The organism is Mycobacterium sp. WUMAC-067 (genome assembly GCF_020217485.1).
Taxonomy (GTDB): domain Bacteria; phylum Actinomycetota; class Actinomycetes; order Mycobacteriales; family Mycobacteriaceae; genus Mycobacterium.
Genome location: NZ_JAEKMI010000042.1, coordinates 1 through 18,741, shown reverse-complemented (window position 1 = coordinate 18,741; position 18,741 = coordinate 1). Strand labels below are relative to the sequence as shown.

Annotated in this window: 1 protein-coding gene; it reads right to left on the bottom strand. The window is 71.2% G+C overall.

Features of this window, described 5'->3' with window-relative positions; translation table 11 throughout:
• Positions 1-95: 95 nt before the first annotated feature.
• A partial coding sequence (locus JF781_RS22305; protein WP_225341306.1) for a non-ribosomal peptide synthetase occupies positions 96-18,741 on the bottom strand: 18,646 nt, incomplete at its 5' end.

Below are 18,741 nucleotides of genomic sequence, written 5' to 3'. Positions count from 1 at the left end.
GACCGTCGCGGTCTACCGGTCATGGTAGCCAGCGGGACGGGCGGCGACGACGGCTTCGGGCCGCGGCAGCGAAATACGCTACCGGCCAAGGTGTTTCAGAGAAGACCGAGCAGCTGCAGGTCGGTCACGTATTTGACGATCACCGCCGCGCTGATGTGCGGGATGTCGTTGTCGGCGCCGATTTTGGCTTCCTGCACCGCGGCCCGGAAGCGCTCGGTCGGCCCCAGGCAGCCGCGCGCCGGGTCGGCCGGCGGCACGTGCTGCGCGTTGCGCAACTGCAACAGCTGCAGCACCGACTGGTGGCGCTGGCGCTCCGGCAGGGCGCGCAACGCGGTTTCCATCCGGTGCAGCCACTCCCCGAAGTCGTCGACCCGCTCGATCGGGTAGCCGGCCTCGATCACCCAGTCGACGTACTCGTCGAGCCCGATGCCGTCGTCGTGCGGGTTCATCACGTGGTAGGTCTCGAACCCCGCCGCTGATTCGCGGCCCACCTGGGCGCCCAGCGTGGTGATCGACTCGGCGACGAACTCGACGGGCAGGGCGTCGAAGTGCGCGCGTTGCCGGTTGCCGCGGGAGTCGAGCTGGTAGAACGAGGCCGGCGCGACGCCGCTGGCGACGACGCTGAACAGCAGCCGGGTGAACATGTCCGACAGGTTGAGCTGGCCCGCGTAGGTGGTGTCGGCCAGGATCATGTCGCAGCGGAACACCCCGACGGGCAGCGCGCACAGGTCGTGGGCCTCGCGCAGCAGCACCTCGCCGGCCCACTTGCTGTTGCCGTAGCCGTTGCCATAGCTGCCGTCGATGGTGCGGATCGGGCCGGCGACGCGGACGTCGGCGTCCTCGATGAACGCCGACGGCTCGATCTGGTCGCCCACGTTGGCCGTCGAGACATACGTGTACGGCTTGAGTTTGGTGGTGAGCGCCAGCCGGATCAGCTCGGCGGTGCCCGCGACGTTGGGGGCGAACAGCTCGCTGTAGGGCAGCACGCCGTTGACCACGGCCGCGGAGTCGACGATCAGGTCGACGGTGTCGGCCAGCCGCTGCCACGTCTGTTCGTCCAGGCCCAGGTTGGCCTGGCCCTTGTCGCCGGCGATGACCTCGAGGTGATCGGTGGCGAGTTCGTCGAAGTACCGCCGCAGGGCGGGGTCGCCCGCACAACCCGGGGGGTCGAAGGTCCTCTCGAGCCGGCGCCGCGCGTCCTCGTCGGAGGTGGCCCGCACCAGGCAGATCAGCTTTCCGTCGGCCAGTTCCAGCCGCTCGAGCCATTGCAGCACCAGGTAACGGCCGAGGAAGCCGGTGGCCCCGGTCAGTAGGACCGTGCGCACCTCGGAGCTCGGGCCCGGCAGCGCCGGCGCGGCGGCCAGCGTCGGGGCGTCGATGAACTTGTCCAGCGTGAGGTCGCAGGCGTACACCTCGGTGGCGTCGCGGCCGTGCACCGAGGCGAAGTCGGCCCGATGGCCTTCCGCCGCACCGGGATCGCGGTTGAGCTGCTGGCTCAGGCTGCGCACCGACGGCGCCTCGAAGACGGCGCGGACCGGCAGGTGGATGTCGAGGGCGTTGTAGATCGCGGCGACCAGGCGCATGGCCGACAGGGAATCCCCGCCCAGGTCGAAGAACGACTCCTGCACCCCTACCCGCTCCAGACCCAGCACCTGGGCGTAGAGCCAGGCCAAAATCTCCTCTACCGCGGTGGCCGGCGCGAGGTAGTCGTCGCCGCCCTGGTAGTCGGGGGCGGGCAGGGCGCGGGTGTCGAGTTTGCCGCCGGGCGTCAGCGGCAGCGCGTCGAGCACGACCACCGCGGCCGGCACCATGTAGGCGGGCAGGCGCTCGGCCAGCTGGGTGCGCAGCTCGGGCGGGTTGGCGGTGCCGGTGATGTAGCCGACCAGCCGTTTGTCGCCGGGGCGGTCCTCGCGGGCGATCACCAGCGCCTGCTCGACCCCGTCCAGTGCGGCCAGCGCGGCCTGGATTTCGCCGAGTTCGATGCGATATCCGCGGATCTTGACCTGTTCGTCGGCGCGGCCGACGTAGCGCAGCTGCCCGTCGGAACCCCACCACGCCAGGTCCCCGGTGCGATACATGCGCGCCCCGTCCCCACCGAACGGGCACGCGACAAACCGCGACGCGGTCAAACCGGGCCGGCCCAGGTAGCCGGCCGACACGCCGCCACCGGCCACGTACAGCTCGCCGACCACGCCCGCGGGCACCGGCTGCAGGCATCCGTCGAGCACGAACAAGGCGGCCCCGGACACCGGCGAACCGATCGGCGGCGCGTCGGGTCCCGGGGTGAGCGGGGCGCTGACGGCCGCGACGATCGTGATCTCGGTGGGGCCGTAGACGTTGACCATCACCCGCCCGGACGCCCACCGCTGCACCACCTCGACCGGGCAGGCCTCACCCGCGACCGCCAGCACCGCCGAGTCCAGGCCCTGCGGTGAGAGCATCGCCACCTCGGACGGCGTCTGGGTCAGCATGTCGACGCCTTCGGCAACGAGCAAGGCGTGCAGGTCTTTCGGCGAGCGCACGACGTCGTCGGGTACGACGAGCACCCGCCCGCCGTGCAGCAGCGCGCCGAAGATCTCCCACACCGAGAAGTCGAAGGCCAGGGAATGGCAGTGGCTCCACACCCGCCCGGGCCCCGCGGGCAGACCGGACGCGCCCAGGGAGGCGAACAGTTGCGTGGCGTTGCGATGGGTGACGGCCACGCCCTTGGGGACTCCGGTGGTGCCCGAGGTGTAGATCGTGTAGGCGAGGTGGTGCGGCGCCGGCGCCGGCAACGCCGTGGTGGGCCGGTGCTGGATCGCCGGGTCATCGAGGTCGATGACCAGCACGGCGAAATCGTCGAGACGCGAGCGGTGATCGGCGGTGGTGATCACCGCCGCCGGTGCGGCGTCGGAGAGCATGAAGTCGATCCGGGCGGCGGGCAGGCCCGGGTCGATCGGGACGTACGCGGCCCCGGTTTTGAGCACCGCCAGGATCGCGACGACGGCCCGCGCCGAGCGCTCGGCGAGCAGCGCCACGCACTGCCCCGGCCCCGCTCCGTGGTCAAGCAACAAGTGCGCCAACTGGTTTGCGGCCTCGTCGAGTTCGCGGTAGGTCCACGAATCCGCACCGTGGGTAATGGCCACCGCCTCCGGGGTGCGCGCGACGTGCTCGGCGAACACCGCCGGGATCGACACCGCCGGGCGCGACGGGCCATCCAGCGCCGCGCGGTTGCCGATCGCAGCGAGGCGGGCGTGCTCGTCGGCGCCGAGCACGTCGATCGACGACAACCGCCGGGTGGGGTCGTCCGTGATGGCCGTCAGCACGCGATGCAGGCGGGTGACCAGCGCTTCGATGGTCTCGGTGTCGAAGACGTCGGTGCGGAATTCCACGGCGCCGCCGATCCCCTCGGGCCGGCCGTCGGCGCTCCACCGCTCGGCCAGCGACCACGCGAGATCCATGCGGGCGGTGCGGGTCTCGACCGGCAGGGGGGTGACGCGCACATCGCCGAGGCTCAGGTCGGCGGAGTCGGTGTTCTGCCAGGCGAGCATGACCTGCACCAGCGGGTGGTGCGAGAGGTTGCGGGTGGGGTTGAGCCGTTCGACGAGGACCTCGAACGGCACGTCCTGATGCTCGTAGGCGGCCAGGCTGCGCGCGCGGACGTGGGCGAGCACCTCGGCGATGGTGGGGTCACCGGCCAGGTCGACGCGCAGCACCAGGGTGTTGACGAAGAAGCCCACGACGTCGTCGAGGGCCGGGTCGCGCCGCCCGGCGATCGGGAAGCCCACCGCCACATCGGAACTCGCGCTGACCTTGGCGAGCAGCACCGCCAGCGCGGCCTGCACCACCATGAAGCTCGTCGCGTTGTGCGCGTTGGCCACCGCGCGCACGCGCTGCTGCAACTCCGCGGGCCAATCCACGGCCACGCTGGCGCCGCGGAAATCGGCCACCAACGGATAAGGCCGGTCCGTGGGCAATTCGAGCCGCTCGGGCATACCCGCCAGGGTGTGTTCCCAATACCGCACCTGCCCGGCGATCAGGCTGTGCGGATCCTGCAGTTCGCCGAATTGGGCGCGCTGCCACAGCGTGTAGTCGACGTACTGCACCGGCAGCGGCGCCCAGTCCGGCGCGCACCCGGCCGAGCGGCTGGCGTAGGCCTCTCCCAGGTCGCGGACCAGGGGGGTCAGCGACCACCCGTCGGCGGCGATGTGGTGCACCACGGCCACCAGCAGGTGCTCGTCATCGCTCACCCGGAAAAGCATTGCCCGCAAAGGAATTTCGGTGGCCAGGTCGAACCGGTGACCCACCAGGGTCTCGACGGCGTTGCCCAGCCGGGTGGTCGACCACCCGCGCGCGTCGCTGATCTGCCAGCCGCAATCGGCCTCGTCCACGCCGACGACCAGCTGCCGCGGTATTCCCTCGCGCGCCGGGAACATCGTCCGCAGGCTCTCGTGACGGGCCATCACGTCGGCCAGCGCCGCGCCGAACGCCTCGGCGTCGAGGCGCCCGTCGAGCCGCAAGGCGATCGCCATGTTGTGCACCGGTGAGGGCCCGTGCAATTGGCCGATGAACCACAACCGTGACTGGGCGAACGACAGCGGCACCATCTCCGGCCGCTCGCCGGCCACCAGCGGTGCGCGTCCGCCGCCGTCGGTACCCAGGCGCGCCGCCAATCGGCGAATGGTGGGCGCTTCGAACAACGCTCGCACGCCGAGGTGGACGTCGAGGCCGGCGTTGACCTCCGCGACCAGCCGCATGGCCGACAGCGAATCCCCACCGAGGTCGAAGAAGGAGTCGTCGATCCCGACACCCTCGACGCCCAGGACGTGAGCGTAGATGGCGGCCAGCGCCTGCTCGACGGCGGTGGTCGGGGCGCGGTACTGATCGGAGCCCTGGGACCAGCGCGAGTAGTCGGGCGCGGGCAGCGCGCGGGTGTCGAGTTTTCCGTTGGGCGTCAACGGCATTGCGTCGACGGCGAGCACCGTGGCCGGGACCATGTAGGCCGGCAGCCGCTCGGTCAGCCGGGCGCGGATGTCGACCGGGTCGGCGGTGCCGGTGACGTAGCCGACGAGCCGCCGGTCGCCGGGCCGGTCCTCGCGGGCGACGACCGCCGCCTGCTTGACGCCGTCCAATTCGGTGAGCGCCGACTGGATCTCGCCGAGCTCGATGCGGTAGCCCCGGATCTTGACCTGTTCGTCGGCGCGACCGAGATAGTGCAGCTGCCCGCCCGGGCTCCAACGCACCAGGTCCCCGGTGCGATACATGCGCGCGCCGGCCGCGCCGAACGGGCAGGCCACGAACCGCGACGCCGTAAGACCGGCCTGGCCGAGGTATCCCGCGGCCACGCCGGAGCCGGCGATGTACAGCTCGCCCGTCACGCCGGCGGGCACCGGCCGCAGCCACGCGTCCAGCACGAAAAATCCCAGATGCGCCAACGGCGTTCCGATGGGGCTCGCGGTCGCGTCGACGTCGCTGTCGACGATTTCCCGGTAGGAGGCGTGCACCGTCGTCTCGGTGATGCCGTACATGTTGATCACGCGCGGGCGTCCGGGATGGTTGTCGAGCCATTTCGCCAGCCGCTGCGGAATCAGCGCTTCGCCGCCGAACACGAGGGTCTGGACGTTGAGCCGTGGACCCGACTGGGCGCGGTCCGCGCTCTGCAGCGCCGAGAACGCCGACGGGGTCTGGCTCAGGACGCTGACGTTCTCGGCAATCAGCAAGGCGTGCAGGTCTTCCGGCGAGCGCACCACCTCGTCGGGCACGATCAACAGCCGCGCGCCGCCCAGCAGCGCGCCGAAGATCTCCCACGCCGAGAAGTCGAAGGCCAGCGAATGGCACTGGCTCCATGTCGCCGGCGCCACAATCTCGCGCAGCGAGCCGAGCAGCTGGGTGACGTTGTGGTGGGTGACCGCCACGCCCTTGGGGGTGCCGGTCGTGCCGGAGGTGTAGATGACGTAGGCGATGTTCTCGTGGTCCGGGGCCGGCAGGGCGGTGGCGGGCCGGGTGTGCACGGCGGGTTCGTCGGCGTCGATGACCGCTCCGTCGAACCCGTCCAGCCGGTCTCGCAGGTCCGTGGTGGTGATGGCGGCGATCGGTGCGGCGTCGGTCAGCATGAACGCGAGCCGGGCGTCCGGTGTCGCCGGGTCGATCGGCAGGTAGGCGGCCCCCGTCTTCAGGACCGCCACGATCGCGGTGACCGCGAGGGCCGAGCGTTCCATCAGCACCGCCACGCACTGCCCCGGCCCGGCACCCCGCTCAATGAGCAAGTGCGCCAGTCGGTTTGCGGAGACGTCGAGTTCGCGGTAGGTCATCGAGCGGTCCGCGGCGGTCAGCGCCACCGCCTGGGGGCTACGCGCGACTTGGGCGGCGAAGAGCGCGGGGATGGACACCGGCGGGCGCGGCGGGCCATCCAGCGCCGCGCGGTTGCCGATCGTATCGAGGCGGGCGTGCTCGTCGGCGCCGAGCACGTCGATCGACGAGAGCCGCCGGGCGGGGTCGGCGGTCATGGCCGTCAGGACCCGATGCAGGCGGGTGATCAGCGCTTCGACGGTGGCGGTGTCGAAGACGTCGGTGCGGAATTCCACGGCGCCGCCGATGCCGGCCGGCCGGCCGTCGGCGGTCCACCGTTCGGCCAGCGACCAGGCCAAGTCGGTGCGGGCGGTGCGGGTGTCGGCCGGCAGTGCGGTGACGCGCACATCGCCGAGGCTCAGGTCGGTGGGTTCGTCGTTCTGCCAGGCCAGCATGACCTGCACCAGCGGGTGGTGAGCGAGGTTGCGGGTGGGGTTGAGCCGTTCGACGAGGACCTCGAACGGCACGTCCTGATGCTCGTAGGCGGCCAGGCTGCGTTGGCGCACCCGGGCCAGTAGATCGGTCGTCGAGGGGTCACCGCCGAGGTCGACGCGCAGCACCAGGGTGTTGACGAAGAAGCCGACGACGTCGTCGAGGGCGGGGTCGCGCCGGCCGGCGATCGGGAAACCCACGGCCACATCGGAACTCGCGCTGATCTTGGCCAGCAGCACCGCCAGGGCGGCCTGCACCACCATGAAACTCGTCGCGTTGTGTGCGCTCGCCACCGCCCGGACCCCCTGCTGCAACTCCGCGGGCCAATCCACGGCCACGCTGGCGCCGCGGTAGTCGGCCACCACGGGGTACGGGCGGTCGGTGGGCAGCTCCAGCCGTTCGGGCAGTCCGGCCAGCGCCTCCTCCCAGTACGCCAGCTGGGCGGCGATCGGGCTGTCCGGGTCTTCCAGGTCGCCGAATTGGGCGCGCTGCCAGAGCGTGTAGTCGACGTACTGCACCGGCAGCGGCGCCCAGTCCGGGGGGTCCCCGGCCGTCCGGCTGGCATAGGCGAGGGCCAGGTCGCGGACCAGCGGGGTCAGCGACCAGCCGTCGGCGGCGATGTGGTGTACCACGGCCACCAGCACGTGCTCCTCGTCGCCCACCCGGAAAAGCATTGCCCGCAAGGGGATTTCGGTCGCAAGCTCGAAGGTGTGCCGGGCCGCGTCGCCGATGGCGCCCTCCAGCCGGGCCGGTGACCAGTCGGTGGCGTCGATGGTCTGCCATGTGACGTCGGCCCGGTCGGGCGGCAGCACCACCTGCTGCGGTATGCCCTCGGTGGCGGCGAACACCGTCCGCAGAGTCTCGTGCCGCGCTACCACGTCGCGCAGCGCGGCGCCCAGCGCGCCGACGTCCAGGCGTCCGGTGAGGCGCAACGCCGCCGCCATGTTGTACACCGGTGACGGCCCGTGCAGCTGATCGATGAACCACAGCCGCGATTGTGCGAACGACAGCGGCACCACCGCCGGCCGGGCGGCTGCCACCACGCCGGCGCGGCGGGCGCCGCCTGCGCTGACGCGCGCGGCCAGCTGACCAATCGTGCGCGCTTCGAACAGCGTTCGGACGCCGAGGCGCGCGTCGAGCCCGGTGTTGATCGCCGCGATCACCCGCATCGCCGACAGCGAATCCCCGCCCAGGTCGAAGAAGGAGTCGTCCACGCCGACCCGTTCGAGGCCCAGCACCTGGGCATAGATGTCCGCCAAGATCTCCTCGGTGGGCGTGGACGGGGCCCGATACCGACCGGCGGTGTATTCGGGTGCCGGCAGGGCGCCGGTGTCGAGCTTGCCGTTGGGTGTCAGCGGCAATGCCTCGATCGCCACCACCGCGGCCGGCACCATGTGGCCGGGTAGCCGTTCGGCCAGCAGGGTGCGGAGCCCGGCGGGGTCGGCGGTGCCGGTGATGTAGCCGACGAGCCGCTTATCGCCGGGCTGGTCCTCGCGGGCGATCACGGCGACCTGCCCGGCCCCGTCCAATTCGGCCAGCGCCGTGTGGATTTCGCCCAGTTCGATGCGGTGGCCACGAATTTTGACCTGGTGGTCGGCGCGGGTGACGTAGTGCAGCTTGCCGTCGGGTGCCCAGCGCACCAGGTCGCCGGTGCGGTACATGCGCGCACCGGCCGCACCGAACGGGCAGGCGACGAACCGCGATGCCGTCAAACCGGCGCGGCGCGCATACCCGACCGCGACGCCGCGCCCCGCCACGTACAGCTCGCCGATCGCGCCGGCGGGTACCGGCCGCAGCCAGTCGTCCAGCACGAACAGCGCGGCCCCGGCGACCGGCGACCCCAGCGGCGGCGGCCCGACGCCCGCGGACAGCGGCGTGCTGAGCACCGCGTCCACGGTGGTTTCCGTCGGGCCGTAGGCGTTGATCATCACCCGGCCCGGGGCCCATTGGTCCGCGAGCGCGGCCGGGCAGGGCTCGCCGCCGATGATCAACGCCGAGTGTAGCTTTCGCGGTGACAGCGCGGTCAGCGCCGACGGGGTGTGGCTCAGCACGCTGACCCGCTCGGCGGCCAGCAGGGCGTGCAGCTCGTCCGGCGAGCGTGTCACCGACTCGGGCACCACCACCAACCGGCCACCGCCGCCCAGCGCGCCCCAGATCTCCTGCACCGAGACGTCGAAGCCGTACGAGTGGCATTGCGACCACACCCCCGCCCCGGGCAGCGGCGCGCGCAGGGATTCCAGCAACTGGGTGACGTTATGGTGGGTGACCGCAACGCCTTTCGGGACGCCGGTCGTCCCCGAGGTGTAGATGAGGTAGGCGATGTTCTCGGGCGCGGGCGTCGGCAACGGGGCGGTGGAGCCGGTGCGGGCGGCGTCGCCGGCATCGATGACCGGTAGGTCGAATCCGTCCAGCCGGGCCCGCAGGTCGGCGGTCGTGACCGCGGCCACCGGGGCGGCGTCGCCGAGCACGAACTCGATGCGCGTCGCGGGCAGGGCCGGGTCGATCGGCAGGTAGGCCGCCCCCGTCTTGAGCACCGCGAGGATCGCCACGATGGCCTCGGCCGAGCGGGGGAACAGCAGCGCCACGCACTCCCCCGGCGCGGCCCCGCGCTCGATCAGCGTGTGCGCCAGTCGATTCGATGCCTCGTCGAGTTCGCGGTATGTCATCGAGCGGCCCTCGAAGGTGACCGCTCCCGCCTCGGGAACGCGGGCCACTTGCGCGGCGAACACGGCCGGCAGCGATAGCGGGGCGCGCGGTCGCTCGGTCAGCACCGCCCGGTTGCCCCACAGGTGTAGCCGGGCATGCTCCGGCGCGTCGAGCAGATCCAGTGCCAGCAACCGGCGGGCCGGATCGGTGGGCATGGCCGCAAGGAGCCGGTGCAACCGCTCGAGCAGGGCGTCGGCGGCGGCCGGGTCGAACACGTCGGTGTCGAACTCGATGCGCAGGCGCAATTCGTCGCCCGGCATGGCTTGCAGCGACAGCGGGTAGTGATTGTAGTCGTGGCTGGTGAATTCGGTGGCGGTCAAGTCCTCGGCCGCCGAGAGCGCCGCGGCGTTGATCGGATAGTTCTCGTACACCAGCAACGTGTCGAAGAGCTGGTCGTGCCCGGTGCTGCGGTGGATGTCGTTCAGCGCCAGGTGCTGGTGCTCCACGGTGTCGTTGTGGGCGCGCTGCAACCGGTCCAGAAATTCGGCGACGGTCGTCGCGGCGGTGGCGTGGGCGCGCACCGGCACGGTGTTGATCAGCAGGCCCACCATGGATTCGGCGCCGGGCAGGTCGGCCGGCCGGCCGGACACCGCGGTGCCGAAGGCGACGTCGCGCCGGCCGGTGAGCGACATCAGCAGCTGCGCCCAGGCGGCCTGCAGCACGGTGTTCAGCGTGGTGCGACGGGAGCGGGCGAGTTCGCCGAGCGCACCGGTAGTTTCGGCGGAGAGCTGCACGACGGCGACTCCCCGCGGCCCGAGTTCTGCGCGGCCCGGCGGCGCCACCAGGGTGGGGGTATCGAAACCGTCGAGCAGCGCGCGCCAGGCCGCGCGGGCGGCCGCGGCGTCGCGCTGCGCGAGCCAGGTGACGAAGCGGCGGTAGGGCGCCGGCGCGGGTAGCCGGGACCCGTGATAGCCGGCGAAGATTTCTTGCAGCAGGATCGGGAGCGACCAGCCGTCCATCACGATGTGGTGGACGGTGAGCACGAACCGGAACTCGTCGTCCGCGGTGCGCACCAGCGTGGCCCGCAAGGGCGGTTGGCCGGCGAGGTCTCGCAGCGCGGCGCGTTCCGAAGCGGAGATCCGCCGGACTTGGTCGTCGATGTCACCGCCGTCGAGTTCGACTTTCCGGTAGGCGATTTCGGGGTCCGCCGGGATGATCTGCACCGGGTCGCCGAAGTCGGAACAGAACCGGGCCGCGAGGTTGGGGTGGCGGGCGACGACCATCTGCACGGCGCGGTGCAGCCGCTGCGGGTCGAGCGCGCCGCGCAGCGTGATGTTCAGCTGGACGGCGTACACGTCACCGTCGGGTTGCGTCGTCGAATGAAAGAGCAGTCCCTGCTGCAGCGGGGTCAGCGGCAAGACATCGGCGACGTCGTAGCGCCGTTCGAGGTCGTCGATCTGCTGCTGGGTGAGGCGTGCCGGGGCGATGTCCGACGGGGTCAACCCGCCGCCGCCACGGCGCACGTGCGCGCAGAATCCGGCCAGCGCGTCAAACCACAACTGGCTCAACAGGTTTACCTGTTCGTGGGTCAGCGCCGAGGACGCCCACGTCCAGTTGGCGTGCAGGTGCGGGCCAGCCTCGGTGTCCATGGTGCCGGCGTTGAGTTCCAGCGTGTGCGGCAGCGGCAGGGCCACCGCAGCGGTCGCGGCGCTCAGCGCCAGACTGTTCGGGCTGAGTCGCCATAGCTCGTCGGACAGTTCGGTGGACGCTGCGCCGAGGCGGCCCAGGTAGTTGAACCCGATGGCCGGGTCCGGGACGCCCAGGCCCACTTCGGGATTCAGGTAACGCAACAGCCCGTAGGTGAGGCCGTCGGGCTGGGCGCGCAGTTGCTCCTTGGCGTCCTTGATCGCCGCGCCCAGCGCGGCCTCGCCCGCGACGACGCGGGCCCAGTCCAGCCCGTGGACGTTCAGGGCGACGGGGTACTTCGCGGTGAACCACCCCACGGTGCGCGACAGGTCCGCGTGCGGGGCCAGCTCCTCGCTGCGGCCGTGACCCTCGACGTCGATGCCGATCGGCGTCACGGTCCCCACGGACCCCAGGAACTCGGTGAACGCCAGGCCGAAGGCGATCAGCAAGATGTCCTGCACCCCGGCGTGAAACGCGGCGGGCACCTCTCCCAGCAGCTGGCGGGTCGTCTCTGCGTCCAGCGACGCCGACAACTGCCCGGCCGACTCGTACGTGTCCCACGGCTGGGCGGGCGGCAGCGCGGGCGGCGTCTCGGCGATCCGTCGCCACGCGTCCGCCTGCTCGGTCACCGCCGCGTCCTTCGCGTGCTCGGCCAGCAGCGACGACCAGCGGGCGAACGAGGTGCCCGGCGCGGGCAGCTCGATGGGCTGGCCGCGGTGATGTTGGGCCCAGGCGATGTTGAGGTCCTCGATCAGGGTCCGCCACGACACGCCGTCGACGGCCAGGTGGTGGACGATCAACGCTAATTGGTTTGTCGCGCTTGCCCATACCGCGCACAGCATCACGCCGGCGTCCGGGTTCAGCCGCGACCGGGCCCGCATCAGCGCTGCCTCCGAGAGCACGTCGACGGCGCGCAGGCAGGCCCGGGCATCCACCGCACCCGGCTCAGGAACGTGCAAGTCCCAGCCGCCGGCACCGTCGTCGTCGACGCAGAGCCGCAGCATCGGATGGCGATCCAGCAACGCCTGCAGCACCGCCACGACATCGGCCTGGCTCACCCCGGCGGGCGCGGCCAGCACCATGGTCTGGTTGAACTGCTCGACCGGCCCGTCGATGTCCTGCAGCCACCGCATGATCGGGGTCGCCACCACCGGCCCGGTCCCCTCGTCGACGACGTCGTCCTCGCCGGTGGCCAGCGTGACGACCCGCGCCAGCCCCGCCACCGTCTGCTCGACGAAAACATCTCGGGGACGGCACATTACGCCGGCCGCCCGCGCCCGGGACACCACCTGCATCGACAGGATGCTGTCCCCACCCAGGTCGAAGAACGAATCATCCACACCGACGCGCTCCACGCCCAGCACCTGCGCGTAGATGCCGGCCAGGATCTCCTCGATCGCGTCGGACGGCGCCCGGTACCGGCTCACCGGGTATTCCGGTTCCGGCAGGGCGCGAGTGTCGAGCTTGCCGTTGGCCGTCAACGGCAACGCGTCCAGCGCCACCACCGCCGACGGGACCATGTAGGACGGCAGCCGCTCGGCGAGCCGCGCCCGTAGCCCGGACGGGTCGACCGCACCGGTCACATAGCCCACCAGCCGCGCCGCGGCGTGGTCACCACGGGCGACCACCACGGCCTGCTCGACGCCGTCCAATTCGGCCAGCGCGGAACGGATTTCGCCCAGCTCGACGCGGTGCCCGCGAATCTTGACCTGCTCGTCCGCGCGCCCGAGGTACTCCAGCTGACCATCGTCGCCCCACCGCACCACGTCCCCGGTGCGATACATCCGGGTCCCGTTCCCGCCAAACGGACACGCCACGAACCGCGACGCCGTCAACGCCGCCCGGCCCAGATAACCCGCGGCGACGCCGCGGCCGGCGATGTAGAGCTCACCGACCACGCCGGGCGGCACCGCGCGCAACCACGGATCCAACACGAACAGGGCGGCCCCGGGCACCGGCGAACCGATCGGCACCGGAGCGCGGCCCGCCGTCAGCGGCGCCGTCATGGCCGCATACATCGTGGTCTCGGTGGGTCCGTATTGATTGACCATCACCCGCCCGGGGGCCCACCGATCCATCACCTCGACCGGGCACGGCTCACCGCCGACGACCAGCGCCACCGATTCCAGTCCGTGCGGCGAGAGCGCCGCCACCGCCGAGGGGGTCTGGCTCAACACGGTGACGCGTTCGGCAATCAGCAAGGCGTGCAGGTCTTCCGGCGAGCGGACGATGTCGTCGGGTACGACGACCAGGCGCCCGCCGCGCAGCAGTGCGCCGAAGATTTCCCAGACCGAGAAGTCGAAGGCCAGGGAGTGACAGTGGCTCCACACCTGCCCCAGGCCCAGTTGGGCGTCGACCGACCGCAACAGTTGGGTGACGTTGTGGTGCGTGACCGCCACCCCCTTGGGCGCACCGGTGGTTCCGGAGGTGTAGATGACGTACGCGATGTCGTCGGGCGACGGGTCCGGCAACCCGGTGGCGGGTTGGGTGGCCACGGCGGGGTCGTCGACATCGATGACGAGTTCGGGATTGCGTAGCCGGGGGCGGAGTTCGGTCGTGCTGATCGCCGCGATCGGCGCGGCGTCGGTGAGCATGAAGTCGATGCGGGCGGCCGGCAGCGCCGGGTCGATCGGCACATAGGCCGCCCCGGTCTTGAGCACCGCCAGGATCGCCACGATCGCCTCGGCCGACCGTGGGAGCACCACCGCCACCCGCTGGCCCGGGCCCGCACCACGGTCAATCAGCGTGTGCGCCAACCGGTTTGTGGTTTCGTACAGTTCGCGGTAGGTCCACGACCGCGCGCCGCAGGTGATCGCGACCGCGTCGGGCGCCCGCGCGACCTGCGCGGCGAACAACGCCGGAATCGACGCGCGTCCGGTGGCGGGACGGCTCAGCACGGCGCGGTTGCCCATCGCGTCGAGACGCGCGTGCTCGTCGGCGCCCAGCACGTCGATCGATGACAGCGGTCGGGCGGGGTCGGCGGTCATGGCGGCCAACACCTGCCGCAACCGCGCGACGAGCGTCTCGATGCTGGCCGCGTCGAAGACGTCGGTGCGGAATTCCACCGTTCCGCCGATGCCGGCGGGCTCGCCGTCCTCGTCCCACTGTTCGGCCAGCGACCACACCAAATCCATGCGGGCCACCTGGGTTTCCAGCGGCAGCGGCGTCACCCGCACGTCGCCGAGGCTCATGTCGACGGGATCGTTGTTCTGCCAGGCCAGCATGACCTGCACCAGCGGATGATGCGCCATGGTGCGGGTGGGGTTGAGCCGTTCCACCAGCACCTCGAACGGCACGTCCTGGTGTTCGTAGGCGTCCAGGCTGCGCCGTCGCACCCGGGCCAGCAGCTCGGTGACGCTGGGTTCGCCGCTGAGGTCGACCCGCAGGACCAGGGTGTTGACGAAGAACCCGACCACCTCGTCCAGGGCCGGGTCGCGCCGCCCGGCGATCGGGAACCCCACGGCCACATCGGAACTCGCGCTCAAGGCGGACAACAGCACCGCCAGGGCCGCCTGCACGACCATGAAACTCGTTGCGTTGTGTGCCCGCGCGAGCTGGGCGACCTGGTGCTGCAGGGCGGCCGGCCACTGCACGTCGACACTGGACCCGCGATAGTCGGCCACCAGCGGATAGGGCCGATCCGTGGGCAGCTCAACGCGTTCCGGAAGCCCGGCCAGGGCCCGCTCCCAGTAGTTCAGTTGCGCCGCGATCGGGCTGTCGGGGTCGTCGAGGTCGCCGAATTGGGCGCGTTGCCACAGCGTGTAATCGACGTACTGCACCGGCAGCGGCGACCACTCCGGGGGCCGCCCTGCACACCGGCTGGCGTAGGCCGCCCCCAGGTCGCGCACCAGCGGCGTCAGCGACCATCCGTCCGCGGCGATGTGATGGACCACGGCCACCAACACGTGTTCGTCCTCGCCGGTGTGGAAAAGCCATGCCCGCACCGGGATTTCGGTGGCGAGGTCGAAGGTGTAGCGCGCCGCGTCCTGGGTGGCCTCCGCCAGCCAGGACGCGGGCCACCGCGTCGCGTCGACGACCTGCCAGTTGACGTCGGCCCGCTCGGCGGGCACCACCACCTGGTGGGGGGCGCCGTCGGGCGCGGGGAAGAGCGTCCGCAGGCTTTCGTGGCGGGCCACCACGTCGTCCAGCGCGGCCCCCATCGCGTCGGTGTCCAGGCGCCCGCGCAGCCGCAGGGCGACCGCCATGTTGTACACCGGCGACGGCCCCTGCAGCTGTTCGATGAACCACAGGCGGGACTGGGCGAACGACAATGGCACCAGCGCCGGCCGCTCGCCGGCCACCAACCCTCCGGCCCGACGGGCGCCCGCCTCGACCCGCGTCGCCAACTGCGCGACGGTGGGGGCCTCGAAGACGGATCGGACCGTCAGCCCGGCGTCCAGGTCGGCGTTGACCGCGGTGATCAGACGCATCGCGGACAAGGAGTCGCCGCCGAGGTCGAAGAAGGAGTCGTCGACCCCGACGCGTTCGACGCCGAGCACCCGGGCGTAGATGCCGGCCAGGGCCTCCTGGAGCGCGTCGTCCGGCGCGCGGTAGCGGTCGACGTCCCGGTACTCCGGCACGGGCAGGGCGCGGGTGTCGAGCTTGCCGTTGACCGTCAACGGCATTGCGTCGAGCACCACCACCGCCGACGGCACCATGTAGGTGGGGAGCCGCTGACCCAACCGGGCCCGAATATCGGCGGGGTCAGCGGCTCCGGTCACATAGCCGACGAGGCGCTTCTCGCCGGCACGATCCTCGCGGGCAATCACCGCGGCTTGCTCAATGCCCTCCAATTCGGCCAGCGCAGAGCGGATTTCGCCCAGCTCGATGCGATAGCCCCGAACCTTGACCTGCTCATCGGCGCGGCCCACGTAGTGCAACTGCCCGTCGCCGAAACTAGAGCCGCTCCACCGGACCATGTCGCCGGTGCGATACATGCGCGTCCCGCGCCCGCCGAACGGGCACGCCACAAAACGTGACGCGGTCAGGCCCGCCCGGCCCAGATAGCCGGCGCCCACCCCGGCGCCGGCCACGTACAACTCCCCCACCACCCCGGCAGGTACCGGACGCAAGCACGCGTCCAGCACGAAAAGCGCCGCCCCGGCCACCGGCGACCCGATCGCCGGTGGCTCGGACCGCGCCGGCCCCGCCGTCAGGGGCGCACTGTGCGACACCCACATGGTGGTCTCCGTCGGGCCGTACACGTTGAGCATCACCCGGCCGGGCGCCCAGCGATCCACCAGCTCTCCCGGACACGGCTCGGCCCCCACCACCAGCGTGACCGCCTCCAGGCCCTGCGGCGACAGCATCCCCAGCGCCGTCGGCGTCTGCGTCAACACCGTGACGCGCTCGCCGATCAGCGTGGCGTGCAACTCTTCCGGCGAACGGGCCACGGAATCGGGCACCACCACCAGGCGGCCGCCGTGCAGCAGCGCCCCCCAGATCTCCCACACCGAGAAGTCGAACGCCAGCGAATGGCACTGGCTCCATACTTGTTCCGGCCCCAGTTCCACTCCGGCGTCCAGTGAGCCGAACAGCTGCGTCACGTTCGCGTGACTGACCGCCACCCCCTTGGGCGTGCCCGTGGTGCCCGAGGTGTAGATGACGTGCGCGATGTCGTCGGCCGCCGGGCCCACGCCGGTCACCGCCGTCGCCGGATGGGCCGCCAGGCCCGGGTCGTCGACCTCGACGACGACCCCGCCGAATTCGCCCAGCCGAGAACGCAACTCGCCGCTGGTCACCACGACGCGCATGCCGGCGTCGGCGACCATGAAGCCGATCCGCGCCGTCGGCACCGCCGGGTCCATCGGCACGTAGGCCGCGCCCGTCTTCAGCACCCCCAGGATCGCGATCACGGCCTCGGGCGAGCGCTCCAGCAACACGCCCACGCGGTGGCCCCGGCGCACGCCCCGCCCAATCAGCAGGTGCGCCAGTCGGTTCGCGTCCGATTCCACGTGCTCATAGGTCCACGAACGTCCGCCGCAACTGATCGCCACCGCGTGCGGCACCCGCTTTACCCACGCGCCGAAGAGCGCCGGAATCGACGCTCCCGGCGCCGCCCGGCCCGACGCCGAACGGTTGCCCCACTCGTCGAGTTGGGCGCGCTCGTCGTCGTCAAGCACGTCGATCGAAGAGAGTCTGCGGCCCGGGTCGGCGGTCACGGCGACCAACACCCGCCGCAACCGTTCGGTCAGCGTGTGAACGGTTGCGACGTCGAACAGGTCGGTGCGGAACTCGACGGTGCCGCCGATCCCCGCGGGGCGGCCGTCTCCGCTCCAGCGCTCGAACAGGGAGAACGTCAAATCCGTACGCGCGGTGCGGGTCTGGACCGGGACTGCGGTGATCTGCAGCTCACCCAGGTTCAGCTCGGCGGGATCGTTGCCCTGCCAGGCCAACATCACCTGCGTCAGCGGATGATGCGTCAGGGAGCGAGTGGGGTTGAGCCGCTCCACCAGCACCTCGAACGGCACGTCCTGATTTTCGTAGGCCTCCAGGCTGCGCCGTCGCACCCGGGCCAAGACGTCGGCAACGCTGGGATCGCCGGCCAGATCGACCCGCAGCACCAACGTGTTGACGAAGAAGCCCACCAGCTCGTCCAAAGCGGGATCGCGCCGCCCGGCGATCGGAAAGCCCACCGCCACATCGGAAGTCGCGGTGATCTTGCTTAGCAGCACCGCCAGGGCCGCCTGCACCACCATGAAATCGGTGGCGTGGTGCGCCCGCGCCACCGCGCGGATGTGTTGCTGCAACTCGGCCGGCCAGTCGATGTCCACGCTGGCGCCGCGGTAATCGGCCACCGACGGGTACGGCCGGTCCGTCGGCAACTCGACCCGCTCGGGCAGCCCCGCCAGGGTCCGCTCCCAATACGCGAGCTGCCCGACGATGGGGCTGCCCGGGTCGTCGAGGTCACCGAATTGGGCTCGCTGCCACAGCGTGTAGTCCACGTACTGCACCGCCAGCGGCGACCATTGCGGTGCCCGTCCGGCGCAGCGGCCGGCGTAGGCGACGCCGAGGTCGTGTACCAGAGGATTCAGCGACCAACCATCCGCAGCAATATGATGGACCACCGCCACCAGCACATGCTCGTCTTCGGCGAGTTGGAAAAGTTGTGCCTGAAAGGGTATTTCGGCTGACAGATCAAATGCATAACCGGCTGCGGCATCAACGGCCTCCTTTACCTGTGCCGGCGACCAGCCGGCGGCATCTATCAAGTCCCACCCGATATCGACCCCCTCGGCGGGTATCACCACCTGCTGTGGCGTCCCGTCGGACACGGCAAACACCGTGCGCAAACTCTCGTGGCGGGCCACCACGTCGATGAGCGCGGCACGCAGCGCGCCGGTGTCCAGCGGCCCGCGCAGCCGCAGCGCGGCCGCCATGTTGTACATCGGCGAGGGCCCCTGCAGCTGATCGATGAACCACAACCGCGACTGCGCAAACGACAACGGCACCACCGCCGGCCGCTCGCCCGCCACCACCCGCGACAGCCGCTGCGCGCCGCCGTCGAGGCGCGGGGCCAACTGCGCCACCGTGGGCGCCTCGAACAACGCCCGCACCGAAACCCCGGCATTCAGACCGGTATTCACGGCCGCGATCAGGCGCATCGCCGACAGCGAGTCGCCGCCGAGGTCGAAGAAGGAGTCGTCGACG